Here is a 12,440-nt window from a genome sequence, read left to right as displayed (position 1 = left end):
GTGCGACTGTCATTTTCATCTTAAGTGCCAGATGAATGGCGGCGGCATAGCGTGCTCCGCCCGGCAGACGCGGCGGAAAGTAGGGATCGGACGGCTTGTCGTCAACCCTCCTCGTTAACCAAATAATCAAGCAACAACAATGGCTTGTGTTTGGAACGTCAAATAATCCACCACCGGATGCCGTTTTTCGAAGGCTTTTGATTCCAAGAAGAAGGCAGACATCCATGTCTCTGCGCGAGGATTTCACCACCGCTGTCAAGGACGCCATGAAGAGCGGCGACAAGCCGCGCCTTTCCGTCGTGCGCATGATCCAGGCCGGTCTCAAGGACCGCGACATCGCCGCGCGCGGTGGCGAGCATGACGGCAAGATCCCGGACAGCGAGATCCTCTCCATGCTGCAGAAGATGATCAAGCAGGCGCAGGAAACGCTGGAAACCGCCGTCAAGGCCAGCCGCGCGGAGATGGCGGAGAACACCCGGACGGAGATCGAGATCCTCTCCTCCTTCCTGCCCAGGCAGATGGACGTCGCGGAGACGAAGGCTGCCATCAAGGCCGTCGTCGCCGAGATCGGCGCGGCCGGCGTCAAGGACATGGGCAAGGTCATGGCCGTGCTGAAGGAACGCTTCGCCGGCAAGATGGACTTCTCCAAGACCAGCCCGCTGGTGAAGGAAGCCTTGAACGGCTGAGTTCCGCCGAAAGATCATCCCGGCACGATGCCGTATCCTGCAAACCGGCGGCAAACGGGGGCGGCCTGCCGCCTCCGTCGGCCTTAACCTTCTTTTAACTGTCCCCTTCCCTGCCGCCGTCGTGCCCGCTAGATTGCCGCGCTCACGGATCGGGAAGGGCATGGCGTCCATATTCAAAATGTTCCTGCAGCTTTCCGTCATGCTGGCGCTGGCTGCAAGTCTTGCCGCCTGCGCCGACCGGCCGGGCCCCAATCTGTTGCATCCGGTGGCTGTGACCGCCGGGGTGGGAACGCCCGTCAAGGTCCTGATGGCGACCACGCGCAAGCGGTCGGACGCCAATAAGCTGGATTTTACCAGCAACCGCAACTTCGGGCTCAGCTACGAACAATACTCGATCTCCATTCCGCCCAATCACGTCCCCGGCAAGATCGAATGGCCCAGTTCGCCCCCCGGAGACCCAGCCCGCAATTTCGTGGTGATCAGCGCCGGCGCCCTCGACGAGAAGGGCTTCGACCAGTCACTCTTCGCCGGCAAGAAGAGCAGCGGCGACGTCATCGTCTTCGTCCACGGTTACAACACCAACTATCAGGAAGCCGTCTATCGCGTCGCCCAGCTCAGCAAGGACAGCGGCTCGGACAACACGGTGATCGGCTTTGCATGGCCTTCGCTGGGCACCCTCACCGGCTATGTCGCCGACCGGGAATCGACAACCTATTCGCGCGATTATTTCGAGCAGTTCCTCAACGATCTCGCCCGGGCGCCCGGAGTAAAGCGCATCCATATCATCGCCCACTCCATGGGCAACTGGCTGACGGTGGAAACGCTGCGCCAGGCCAAGCTTCGCAGCCGCTCGGCCTTCCTGCCCAAGCTCGGCGAGGTCTTCCTGATGTCGCCGGACATCGACGTCGATGTGTTCCGGACCCAGCTCGACGCGATCGGCAAGCTGAACGAGCCCATCACCGTGGGGGTCTCGCGCGACGACCGTGCACTCGGAGCCTCCCAGCGCCTGGCGGGCGACGTTCCCCGGGTGGGCAACGTGCTCATCAGCAATCCCCAGGCCCAGGCGGCGATCAAGCATTACGGCCTGCGCGTGATCGACATGTCGGATAACAAGAGCCTGGATTCCATGAACCACAGCAAATTCGTGTCGATACTGCCGGCGCTGAACGAGGTCACCCGGAACGATTCGATGGTAGCGAGGGGCAATCCGATCTCGCGCACCGGCGTGTTCGTGGTGGATACCGCCGGCACCATCCTGACGGCGCCCCTGCGTCTTGGCGAGGCCGTGCTGGGGCAATAGCGGCGACGCTCAAGACCCGCGGAAGCTCTCCGCCGTCAGGGGTATTCCCACCTCGAGCGGCGTCGGCGTCAAACCGAAACGGCGCTCGAACTTGCTGCTGTCGACCAAGAACGGCCGATCGTGCTGGAAATATGTCTCACGCCATTCGCGCATGAAAGGCACGAAGAGACCGAGGAGGGACTGCAGCCAGCCCTGCATTTCCATCAGCCGCGGCTTTACCCCGAGCCTTGCGGCCGCCATGGCCAGGATCTCTCGCGGCGTACGGGCCGGCGCGCTCGGCACGTGCCAGATCTGGCCATACGCATCGTCGGGCGCATCGAGCAGCAGGATGGCGGCCCGCGCGACGTCCGGCACATAGGCGAGAACATGCGGTTCATCGGGCCTTACGACGAGTTGGGCCGCCCTGCCCTTGGCCATGGCACCAATCGTCGGCGCACCCAGGACCGAATTGGTAACGCCCGGCCCATAGAAATCGGGTGCCCTCAGCGCCGCGACCTTGACACCCGACGCCTGCCATTGCCGCGTGATGGCGGCGCGCACCCTGCCCTTGCGCCCGGTTGCGGCCATCAGCATGTCCTCGCGCAGCGGTTCGGACTGCAGCCCGTACATGTAGAGATTGTCGATGAAGACCAGCCGCGTGCCGCCGGCCGAGCAGGCCGAGAGCATGTTTGCCATGATCTTGGGCCAGTTCTCCTCCCAGACGGCTGCATCGTAGGGCAGCCCGACGGTGCAGATCAGAGCCTGCGCGTTGCCGACGACCTTCGCGAGTGCGGGGCCATCGAGGACGTCGCAGGCTTCGAAGCTCGCACCGGCCGGCAGCTTGCCGGGTTGCCGGCGCTGGACGACGACGCTTTGCCGCCCAGCCTTCCCCAACTGCTCGGCGATCGCCAGCCCCACCGGCCCACCGCCCAAGATCACGATCCGTTCAGACATTGTCGCCTCCTGTTCAATGCGACGGAGGTAGCAACGGCCCTATCATAATTCCAATGCATGCTTTATATCCGAACTATGCGTGACATGCATTTGAAGGCCATCGATCTCAACCTTCTGACCGCACTCGGTGCCCTGCTGCGCCAGCATAGCGTCAGCCGCGCTGCACGCGAGGTCGGCCTCAGCCAGCCGGCGATGAGCCGGGCACTCGACCGGCTGCGCCATCTCTTCGGCGACGAATTGATGATCCGCTCAGGTGCGGGCATGGTGCTGACGGCGCGGGCCGAGACACTCGCTCCGCGCGTGCAGGCGATCCTCGCCGACATTCTCGACGTCGTGGCGGAGCCGGAGTTCGATCCCGGCAAGGAACGCCGCACGCTCCGTATTGCCGCGGTCGACTCGCAGACCGCCCTGTTTTTCCCAGGGGTCATGGCTCGCCTGCTGAAGGACGCACCGGATGTCGACCTGAGGGCCGTCCCCATGGGCCCGGACCTCGCCCGGCGCATGCAGGCCGGCGAGGTGGACCTCACCTTCTCCCTGGCCAACTATCCGCTGCCGCCCGGAACCCACAGCGAGAGCCTTCTCGAGGACAGGCTTGCCTTGGTCCTGCGCCGCGGCCATCCGGTTACCGCGATGGAAGTGCTGACCATGGCGGACTACGCTGCGCTGACCCACGTCACCATGTCGATCTTCGGGGACAGCCACACCGAGACGGATGCCACGCTGGCCGCCGCCGGCCTGGAGCGGCGCATTGCTCTGACGACGCCGCATTTCAGCGCCGCCCTCGCGACGGTGGCCAGGACAGACATGGTTACCCTCATCTCGCGTGCCTTTGCGCGCCAGTTCGCCGAACCGCTCGGACTGGTCCTGCTCGAACCGCCCTTGCCCACCGGAGCCCTGCATCTCACTCTGGTCTGGCCTGCCTCCCGCAAGAACGACAGACTGCTCGCCTGGTTGCGCGGCATATTCAAGGAGGTGGCGGCCGAGATGGCTGACTGATTCAGATTGCGGAACGAAATCTTGGAGCGCGGCGCCATCCGCGCGGTTTGTGACCGCAAGAAATCCTTCAACGCAGCATGAAGGTCGTGGACGCCGTGGTGCCTCCGTTCGATAACAGTTTGTGGAGAGCGCAGATCCCTCTGCCGAACCGACTCGGAGTATCCTCGACGATCATTCCCCTCCCGGCGCCTCCGCGGTAAGCAAGCAGCCCACAGCTCTCGTCCGGGCCAAGACCGGGTGGCACAAGCCGATACGATCTCGCCCCCGAGCGACACGGGAATGCATCCCGGCTTTCGGGGCTCATCACGTGAGTTGAGGAATCGTCGACGCTCGTCTTATTCCCGAGCAACAGCAGCATCGCCAGGACCGCATTCTATAGTTGCATTCTACAGTTTAACTTCTTTTTGCGTGTCATTTTTTATAATTTTACAATCTTTGCTGCCGGACGCTTCGCAGCCACGCCTCTACGAAGGAACGGTGGAGCGCCCCCACAAGCAGCCAACCATTCCCTGAATATCCCGCAGTGCAGCACAAGCTTGGAAAGCTGCGACAGATACTGAAACATTATCAAATCTTAATGCGAAGATTTTCGCATATGTGATCCTACATCCCTAGTTATTATCTCCATTTACTTAAATTAATCCAAATGTCATAAAATATAACTTCAGTTAAATTAAATTGTCACAATTTAGTATGTGGCTTTTTGGATACATTCTCTAGTTATAAAAACGTCACATCAATCTAAGATTGTAATTTCTATTGTAAGAACATCTCTGATTCAGCAAGGACATGTCGGCTCTCGTTTCACGTGCATCCATTTCTGACTGCATCTCTTGAGGCAGCGGTTCGCGGATTTGGCACTGGAACGATCGGCCCAAATGAACGCAATCCAACTTGCTCAGAGAGCCTTCCGATGACGATCAAATCTCTTCTGCTTGGCGCAGCGGCCAGTGTTGCCGCATTTTCCGCCGCTCAGGCCGCCGACCTTCCCATGACTAAGGGAGAAGCGGTCGAATATGTGAAGGTCTGCTCGGCCTTCGGACCGGGCTTCTTCTACATCCCCGGCAGCGACACCTGCCTGAAGATTTCAGGCGAAATCCGCGCGGACTACCGCTTCTACAACCAGGACGGTGATGGCGTAAGCGGCCGCAATTTCCGGGCTGATTCCTACAAGCAGACCCGCAACATTCACAGCAGCGCCTTCAATACCGAAGCTCGCCTCTCGTTCGACGCCCGCACCCAGACCGAGTACGGCCTGCTGCGCTCCTTCTTCCAGTTGCGCGCCAACAGCCATCCCATCAACTTCGATTCCACCAAGGATACGTCTGGCAATACCTTCTCGATCAAATATGCCTATCTGCAGTTCGGTGGCCTGACGGCCGGCTTCGCGCATTCCTATTTCGGCTTCTATGACTATGAATACGGCAATACCGTCTGGGGTCCGTATTACGCCGAGTCGAATGTCGTCAACCTGCTCGCCTATACCGCCGATTTCGGCAGCGGCTTCACGGCGACCCTGTCGGTCGAAGACGGAAGAGACCACCGCCAGAACGCTTTCGCCAGCACCCAGCAGGGTGGCCAACAGGTTCCTGACGTCGTTGGCCAGGTCCGTCTGAAGCAGGATTGGGGCTCGCTCGCGCTCCAAGGCGCTCTGCACCAATATCGTACGGCCGAAGCTCTCGATGCCAACGGAGTGCCGATCGCACCCGGACAGGCCGGATACATCGCTCACAATGATAAGTGGGGCTACGCAGTCGGCGGCACCTTGCTCGTCAACATTCCGGCCATCGACAAGGGCCATCTGGTGATCGAAGGCCAGTACGCCGACGGCGCGCTGGACTATCTCGGCATCGGTTCCTCGAAGCTCAAGGGCCAGGACTACTACTTCAACTCGAACAACAGCTTCGACGGCGGCAAGGGCTGGTCGATCACGGCCGAACTCGGCGGCAACTTCACGCCGCAGTGGGGAGCCAACCTCGTTGGCGCCTATATCGACACCAGCTACGACAAGTATAATCCGGATGGCAGCGATCGTAAGGTGAAGGAATATTCGCTGACGGGCAACGTCACCTACACCGTGGTGAAGGGACTGACGGTCACGGGCGAGCTCACCTACACCCATCAGCAGATCGACAATGCTCTCTATACGCCTGTCGTGGGCGGAGCGACCTTCCATCGGGACGCCAAGTCGGACTTCTGGATGGGCGGCATGCGCATCAAGCGCACCTTCTGATCCAGAATACCTTCCGTTCGATCTCGGGGTCCGGCATCTGTCGGGCCCCTTCCTTTTGGAAGGCCTCGCCAGCCACTGAGTTCCACCCGTCGAACGGCGTGGCAGCGGCCCTTGAGCCGCGAGCGAAATAAGCGCAAGAGCTAGATGGATCTCCGCCGCGCCGCCGGGATCGCCTTCCCCCAGCGGCAATATTGCACAGCATTGCGTCCCAACAGGTTGATAATGCCTCTTTTTTCCTGGGAAGAACTCGTTTCCGCCGCCGACCTCATCTACAGCCAGCTGCCTCCGACACCGCAGATCGTCTGGCCTCTGTTGAGCCAGCGCGCCGGAGCGGCAGTCTGGGTCAAGCATGAGAACCACACTCCGATCGGCGCGTTCAAGGCACGCGGCGGCATAAGCTTCATGGACTGGCTGAGCCGCTCCAGGCCGCATATTCGCGGCATCGTCACGGCCACGCGCGGCAACCACGGCCAGGCGCAGGCACGTGCGGCCACCGCCGCCGGCATTGAGGCCAAGATACTGGTCCCCTTCGGCAATTCGGCCGAAAAGAATGCAGCGATGCGCGCTTTTGGGGCCGAACTTATCGAGTTCGGCCGGGATTTCGACGAAGCGCGCCTCGAAGCCGTCCGCCTCTCGAAGAGCGAAGACCTCTTCCTGGTACCGCCCTTCCATAAGGAAATCGTGCGGGGCGTCGCCACCTACGCTTTGGAACTCTTCACCGCCGCCCCAGGCCTTGACTCGGTCTATGTGCCGATCGGCTGCGGTTCCGGCATCTGCGGCGTGATTGCGGCCCGTGACGCCCTTGGCCTGCGGACGAAGGTGGTCGGCGTGGTCTCCACCGAAGCCGCAGGCGCCAAGCTCTCGTTCGAGGCAGGCCGTATCATCGAAACCAGTTCCGCCAGCACTCTCGCCGACGGCATGGCGGTCCGCGTCCCCGTCGCCGAGGCTTTCGAGATCTATTCCAGCGGGGCCGACCGCATCGTCGCGGTCGACGATGAAGAGGTGAAGGCCGCCATGCGCTCGCTCTACCGCGATACCCATAATCTCGCCGAAGGAGCCGGTGCAGCGGCATTCGCGGCCCTGATGCAGGAACGGGAGAGGATGCAGGGCAAGGAAGTTGCGGTCATCCTGTCCGGAGGCAATGTCGACATGGAAGTCTATTCCAGGGTCATCGGGAGCGAACGCTAAGCGCCGGAATATTGCCGGTTTCGGCTTGGCCCCGATTACAGCTCCCGACCAAGGCTAGGGCTTCGCCGAGTGCGGCGAGCCATTTCATAAATTATTCAGAAATATTTCATGACTTATCGAGCGTGAACGATAATAATTAAACTTTATATAGTTCCAGAACTAACTTAAATATCGGCATGCGACATTACAATATAAGCTTAATTTCTTTGGAAGTTGATATTTAGTAAGTAAATATTATTCAATTTTATGTATATATTAATTCGTATTTCAGAATAAAATCTCAATATAATATAGATTTATTTAAAGCTAGAAAAATAGGCACCAATGCCAATCGGACGTGATCTGGCAGAGCATTCACGAGGGCAGGAACGATGCTGTCGGTTTCAAAGCGTGGCTTGATCGAACTCATTGGCCATGAGGCCATCGTGCAGACACCATACAAGGACTCCAAAGGCGTCTGGACGATCGGAGTCGGACATACGAGAAGCGCCGGCCCGCCCGATCCCAGGTCCTTTGGCGGGGCGATGACACTCGAGAAAGTAGTGGAACTCTTCCAGGCCGACATCGGGAAATTCGCGGACGACGTCAATTCGGTCCTCAAGGTGACCGTGTCCCAAGCCGAATTCGATGCGCTCGTCTCGTTCCACTTCAACACGGGCGGCATCAAACGAGCCAGCCTCATCAAGTCCCTCAATGCCGGCGACCGAAAGAAGGCTGCCGAGGAGTTCATGAACTGGAACAAGCCTCCGGAGATCGTCGGGCGGCGCAGCAAGGAACAGAAGCTGTTCGCGGAAGGAGCCTATTCGGGCGCCGGCAAGGTCACGGTCTATCCAGCCGACGACAGCGGCAGCGTCCAGTGGAAGAAGGGACGAAGCGTCGATATCTCCGGCATGATGTGAATATGCCTCGAACGCGCTGCCGTGGCGCCGCACCCGGCCCGTCACGCCAGCATCCCTCTTTGCCGCAACCACGTCTCGTAGCTGCCCGGCCAGTCGGAAGACGGCGTGTCGGGCCGGCCCATGCCGAACCCGTGGCCGCCGCCCGACAGGTGCAGCAGCTCGACCGGCACACCTGCGCCCTTGCACGCCTGCGCCATGATCTCGCTGTTGGCTGGGTTGGAAACCTCATCGTCCTCCGCCTGCGCCAGGAAGATCGAAGGGCAGTCCTGCCGCACGTGGATCTGCACGGACCATTCTCCGCTCTTCTCCGCCGAGGGATGCCGCCCGATCAGGGCCCGTCGGGTCGAAGTATGGTCGTAAGGCGGTTCCAGGGTGATGATCGGATAGATCAGCGCGGCATTGTCGGGCCTGGCCGATTGGGCATCGGCGGCATCGAAAGCCCGATAGGCGCGGAAGGCGGAGCGGGTGGCAGCCAACCCGAGCAGATGACCGCCGGCGGAGAATCCGAGCACGCCCACGCGGCGGATGTCGATCCCGTAATCGGCGGCGCTTGCCCGGATGAGACGGATCGCGCGCTGGGCATCCTGCAGCGGCGCCAGCGGCCCCGCTCCCCAGGCTTCCCCCGGCAAGCGATAGGCGAGCACGAAGGCGGTGATGCCTCTTGCGGCAAGCCAAGTGGCAGCGGGATGAGCCTCTCTGCCCATCTCGATCCGCCTGTAGCCGCCTCCGGCCGCCACGAGCACCGCCGAGCCGTTGGGCCGGTCCGGCTGATAGACCTGCAGACAAGGAGTGGCGATGTTCGACCAGGCACCCCGCGAGCTGACGTCCACCGGCTCGCCCGGGCCGCCACCTCCCGGAGGCTCGCCCGGCCAAAGCGGGATCGTCGCCACGGGAGAAGCCGCCGCGATCGGCGAGCCGATTGTCGCCGCCATCAGGAAAAGCAGGGTACGACGATCAAGAAGCATGCTGCACCTGCCATCATGGGCCAGGCTGAGCCTGGCCAGACCCTCGACGAGAGGCGCTATCCTCGATTCCCGCCATGAATCTCCGCGATATAGCCTCCGGGAAATCGAACGATCGCTTCCCGCCGGCCGGCCGCCGCATAGGGCGCGACCAGAATCTCGACGCCCGCCCCCTTGGCCTTGGCGAGGGTCTCGTCGAGATTGCTCACCTCATATCCCGTCATGTCGTGGCCATAGGGCCAGGGAATCTTGCCGTCCGATACGAACACCACCATCCCGCCGAAGCCCGACTTGATGCGAATGCGCCGGATCGTTCCCTCAGGCCGGCCGACTTCGATCCCGGGCGCACGGGGGTCGTCGGAGACGACCGTGCCGCCCGAAAATTTCAGCCAATGCGACACGAAGGCGTCGGCAACGTCGGCGGTGAGATAGATGCGATTCTCGGGTACGGTCGCGAGCGGAGGGTAGTTCGGCTTGGCGGTATGCCAGTAGAGCTGCATGTTCACGCCGCCCGGCCACTGGATCAGCGCGTCTCTCCCGATCGGATCGGGGAACGTATCGACAAGGCGGATCGCGCCATTGCCGAGCGCGGAAGCGACCGCCGCATCGATATCGGTTACAAGATATCCTGTGCGTTCCTCTCCGAAGGGATAGGGAACGGGGGTCTTGAAACCGAAGACCGACACGATTCCGGCCGGCGTGACGACGAGTTGGGACAGGGTCTCGCTGGGCGTGGGGGTTACCTGGAACACCCCCTGTTTTCCGGCCTTGCCGCCGAAGGTGGCGATGAAACTGGCCACGAAGCGATCGAAATCGCCAGGCTCGACATAGACATGCGTGGAATCGTATTGCGGTCCCACCGAATAGTCGGTCCGCGATTGGGCGGATGCACCGCTAAGAAACAACAGGGACAGCAGGCCCGCACACAAGGCTCTTGAAAGAAAGACGGTCATTGCTCCTCGATTCCTGCAGATGGTTTTGGGGCTGCTTCGAGCCTCGCCGACGCGCCCTACCAATATGGGAATCGGCTCCGGCCGAACCTCGCATATCTTCCGGCCACCTGTCTTCCGAAGTAGAATAGCGGGGAAGAATCTTCAGGGACACATGGCGAGAGCCGGTGCCCCTTGCGAAATGGCACGATGTCGTCACATGTGAGCCCATGAAATACCCGCCGAACCTGCTTGACGAAATCCGCGCCCGCCTCCCCGTCACGGCCGTGGTGGGCAAGCGCGTCAAGCTCAAGAAGCAGGGCCGGGAATGGCGAGGGCTTTCACCGTTCAACGCCGAGAAGACCCCGTCCTTCTACGTGAACGACCAGAAGGGCTTCTATCACTGCTTCTCCTCCGGCCGGCACGGCGACATCTTCCGCTTCCTGATGGAGACGGAGGGCGTCTCTTTCCCGGAGGCCGTGGAGCGCTGCGCGGGAGAAGCCGGCGTCACCCTGCCCAAGCTCACGGCCGAGGATATCCGGCGCGAGGAGCAGCGCGCCTCTCTCCATGAGGTCATGGAGATGGCCGCCGCCTTCTTCCAGTCACGCCTGCACGCACGCGAGGGCGCAGCCGCGCGCGGCTATCTCACCGATCGCGGCCTCACGCCCGCAATCCAGGCGGAATTCGGCATCGGCTATTCGCCCAACGAGAAATTCGCCCTGCGTGACCACCTCGCCGGCAAGGGGGTGGACCGCGACGCCATGATCGAGGCAGGCCTGCTCGTCCACGGCGAGGACATCCAGGTTCCCTACGACCGCTTTCGCGACCGCGTCATGTTCCCGATCCATGACGCCCGCGGCAAGGTCATCGCTTTCGGCGGCCGTGCCATGGACAAGGAAGCGGGGGCCAAATACCTCAATTCCCCGGAAACCTCTCTCTTCCACAAGGGCTCCTGCCTCTATAACCACCATCGCGCCCGCAAGGCCGCGCATGACAAGAGCAGCGTCATCGCGGTGGAAGGCTATGTCGACGTCATCATGATGAGCGTCGCCGGCTTCGGCCACACCGTCGCCCCGCTTGGCACAGCCCTGACGGAAGACCAGCTCAACCTGCTCTGGCGCATGAGCGAGGAACCGATCCTGTGCTTCGATGGCGACAAGGCCGGGCGCCGCGCCGCCTTCCGCGCCGTGGACGTCGCCCTGCCGCAGATCGGGCCGGGCAAGACCATGCGATTCGCCCTTCTTCCAGGCGGCCAGGACCCGGATGAACTGGTGCGCTCCTCCGGCGCGAGCGCCGTGAACGAGGTGCTCAAGGGCGCCCTGCCCCTCGCCGACATCCTGTGGACACGCGAGACGGAGGGAGTCGACTTCTCGACGCCCGAGCGCCGTGCGGCCGTGGAACGCAAGGTGTTGGATGCGCTGGCCCCCATCCGCGACGAAACCGTGCGCAAGCACTATCGCGCCGAAATGCAGGGGCGGCTCAACAGCTTCTTCGCACCGGCCCGCGCAGCCGAAGGTCGCCCCGAGGGCGGCCAGCGCTCATGGCGGCGCGCGCCCGGCGGCGGGCGCCAGGACACTCTGCCGATGGCGCGCCTCGTCACCGCGGGCGTCAGGGAAAGCGCACGCGTGCGCGGCGGCCACGGTGCGGTGCCCGCGCGCGAGGCGCTCATCCTCGCCGCGGTGGTGGCGCATCCCGTTCTCCTCGACGATCATTGCGAACTCCTCGCCGAGATCGAATTCGACAATGCCGAGGCCAATCGCCTGCGCCAGGCGCTGATCGACTGCGTGGCGCACGGCCTGCACGAATCACCTGAGATCGAGGTGGAGCTTCATGGCCTCGGATTCGAGCGCCTGCTCCATTACATTACCTCCGTAAGCGCGCCGACTCACTTCTGGGTGCGTCGGGACGCCGCTTTTCCTGACGTTCGCGACGGATTCGTGCATGCTGTGGCCTTGCATCACAAGAACCGTACGTTACATAAGGAACTCAGGCTCGCGGCCGCAGCGCTGGAGCAGGACCTCACCGACGAGAATTTCGCAAGGCTCCAGAACATCAAGGCACAGATCGCCACGATGGAAGGCACCGAAGCGACGATCGAAGGGTTCGGGGCTTCTTCGGGGCGTGCGTCTCGGGCCATGTGAAGTCAATGACGATATTCAGGGTTAACGGCGGATTAGCCTTTGCCCGGGTAGTGATAGCGCCAACCCTCGAAAGGGACAGCCGGCTTCGATGTCATCGCCTCGCCGCGAAGATATGAAACTGGAGAGACCTTCGAAGGGACATGGGGCAAGGCGATGACCAGTCGGGTGGCTCC

At 61.9% G+C, this 12,440-nt stretch carries 10 protein-coding genes; 7 read left to right on the top strand and 3 right to left on the bottom strand.

Annotated features, from left to right (window positions below):
- The first annotated feature begins 224 nt into the window (after positions 1-224).
- A complete protein-coding gene (locus AC6H34_RS19835; protein ID WP_497539945.1) occupies positions 225-686 on the top strand; it encodes a GatB/YqeY domain-containing protein in 462 nt (153 codons plus the stop codon).
- 160 nt (positions 687-846) lie between these two features.
- On the top strand, positions 847-1,986 hold the full coding sequence (locus tag AC6H34_RS19830) for an alpha/beta hydrolase (RefSeq protein ID WP_497539944.1): 1,140 nt from the start codon (positions 847-849) through the stop codon (positions 1,984-1,986).
- Between the two features lie 9 nt (positions 1,987-1,995).
- Here AC6H34_RS19830 and AC6H34_RS19825 read toward each other — a convergent pair whose 3' ends face one another.
- Complete coding sequence (locus AC6H34_RS19825) at positions 1,996-2,919, bottom strand: NAD-dependent epimerase/dehydratase family protein (RefSeq protein WP_497539943.1); 924 nt, start codon at positions 2,917-2,919, stop codon at positions 1,996-1,998.
- A gap of 84 nt (positions 2,920-3,003) precedes the next feature.
- On the opposite strand from AC6H34_RS19825, the gene AC6H34_RS19820 reads away from it, so the two are divergent.
- From AC6H34_RS19820 to AC6H34_RS19805, 4 genes are all read left to right on the top strand, one after another.
- Positions 3,004-3,915 (top strand): LysR family transcriptional regulator, encoded by a 912-nt coding sequence (locus tag AC6H34_RS19820; RefSeq protein ID WP_497539942.1) that lies wholly within the window; start codon positions 3,004-3,006, stop codon positions 3,913-3,915.
- A 913-nt stretch (positions 3,916-4,828) separates the two neighbouring features.
- Positions 4,829-6,148, top strand: coding sequence for a porin (locus AC6H34_RS19815; RefSeq protein WP_448146754.1), 1,320 nt, complete (start codon positions 4,829-4,831; stop codon positions 6,146-6,148).
- 222 nt (positions 6,149-6,370) lie between these two features.
- Positions 6,371-7,336 carry a threonine dehydratase gene (locus AC6H34_RS19810; protein WP_497539941.1) on the top strand — a complete coding sequence of 322 codons (966 nt, stop codon included), beginning with the start codon at positions 6,371-6,373 and terminating at the stop codon, positions 7,334-7,336.
- A 371-nt stretch (positions 7,337-7,707) separates the two neighbouring features.
- Complete coding sequence (locus AC6H34_RS19805) at positions 7,708-8,235, top strand: lysozyme (protein ID WP_448146752.1); 528 nt, start codon at positions 7,708-7,710, stop codon at positions 8,233-8,235.
- Between the two features lie 41 nt (positions 8,236-8,276).
- On the opposite strand, the gene AC6H34_RS19800 is transcribed toward AC6H34_RS19805, so the two are convergent.
- Positions 8,277-9,200: an alpha/beta hydrolase gene (locus AC6H34_RS19800; protein WP_497539940.1), complete on the bottom strand. Its 924-nt coding sequence runs from the start codon at positions 9,198-9,200 to the stop codon at positions 8,277-8,279.
- Between the two features lie 56 nt (positions 9,201-9,256).
- Positions 9,257-10,150, bottom strand: a complete 894-nt coding sequence (locus tag AC6H34_RS19795) for a VOC family protein (protein ID WP_497539939.1) — start codon at positions 10,148-10,150, stop codon at positions 9,257-9,259.
- Positions 10,151-10,356: 206 nt separating this feature from the next.
- Between AC6H34_RS19795 and dnaG the strand changes: the two genes are divergently transcribed.
- Positions 10,357-12,267 carry a DNA primase gene (dnaG, locus tag AC6H34_RS19790; protein ID WP_497539938.1) on the top strand — a complete coding sequence of 637 codons (1,911 nt, stop codon included), beginning with the start codon at positions 10,357-10,359 and terminating at the stop codon, positions 12,265-12,267.
- Positions 12,268-12,440: the final 173 nt, after the last annotated feature.

This window comes from Labrys sp. ALF-8 (assembly GCF_059699065.1).
Note: the sequence above shows the minus strand (reverse complement) of the source record. Positions and strands in the feature narration are given on the sequence as shown.

Bases quoted from the DNA above. Each gene is read 5' to 3' on its own strand.
- AC6H34_RS19800 (WP_497539940.1), bottom strand. From the start codon at position 9,200: ATGCTTCTTGATCGTCGTACCCTGCTTTTCCTGATGGCGGCGACAATC.
- AC6H34_RS19810 (WP_497539941.1), top strand. From the start codon at position 6,371: ATGCCTCTTTTTTCCTGGGAAGAACTCGTTTCCGCCGCCGACCTCATC.
- AC6H34_RS19805 (WP_448146752.1), top strand. From the start codon at position 7,708: ATGCTGTCGGTTTCAAAGCGTGGCTTGATCGAACTCATTGGCCATGAG.
- dnaG (WP_497539938.1), top strand. From the start codon at position 10,357: ATGAAATACCCGCCGAACCTGCTTGACGAAATCCGCGCCCGCCTCCCC.
- AC6H34_RS19795 (WP_497539939.1), bottom strand. From the start codon at position 10,150: ATGACCGTCTTTCTTTCAAGAGCCTTGTGTGCGGGCCTGCTGTCCCTG.
- AC6H34_RS19815 (WP_448146754.1), top strand. From the start codon at position 4,829: ATGACGATCAAATCTCTTCTGCTTGGCGCAGCGGCCAGTGTTGCCGCA.
- AC6H34_RS19835 (WP_497539945.1), top strand. From the start codon at position 225: ATGTCTCTGCGCGAGGATTTCACCACCGCTGTCAAGGACGCCATGAAG.
- AC6H34_RS19820 (WP_497539942.1), top strand. From the start codon at position 3,004: ATGCATTTGAAGGCCATCGATCTCAACCTTCTGACCGCACTCGGTGCC.
- AC6H34_RS19825 (WP_497539943.1), bottom strand. From the start codon at position 2,919: ATGTCTGAACGGATCGTGATCTTGGGCGGTGGGCCGGTGGGGCTGGCG.
- AC6H34_RS19830 (WP_497539944.1), top strand. From the start codon at position 847: ATGGCGTCCATATTCAAAATGTTCCTGCAGCTTTCCGTCATGCTGGCG.